Below are 313 nucleotides of genomic sequence, written 5' to 3' on the forward strand. Positions count from 1 at the left end.
TGTACAAGCAAAAAGGGAGTGCCGAGGCACTCCCTTTCGCATGGAATCAATCTGTCTGATCTGAGGATCAGTGCAGGATGATTTCGACGCGGCGGTTCTGGGGCTCACGCGTGTCGGGTCCGGTCGGGACCAGCGGGTGCGCTTCGCCATAACCGTGGATGTCGATGGCGTTTGCGGGCACGCCGTCACGGATCAGTTCAGCCTTCACGCTGTCTGCGCGACGCATGGACAGGCCCATGTTGTACTTCTCGCCGCGCGGGCCGGGATGGGCTGCCGAGTTATCGGTATAGCCATTGACCTCGATGCGGGTGGT

General features: G+C 61.0%; 1 protein-coding gene. It reads right to left on the minus strand.

All coding sequences use genetic code 11. The annotated features are described in order from the left end of the window. Nucleotides 1–67: 67 nt before the first annotated feature. Nucleotides 68–313, minus strand: a 246-nt coding sequence (locus B7G66_RS16990; protein WP_048859456.1) for an OmpA family protein, incomplete at its 5' end; no start/stop codon positions are given.

The organism is Novacetimonas hansenii JCM 7643 (assembly GCF_000964405.1).
GTDB classification, from domain to species: domain Bacteria; phylum Pseudomonadota; class Alphaproteobacteria; order Acetobacterales; family Acetobacteraceae; genus Novacetimonas; species Novacetimonas hansenii.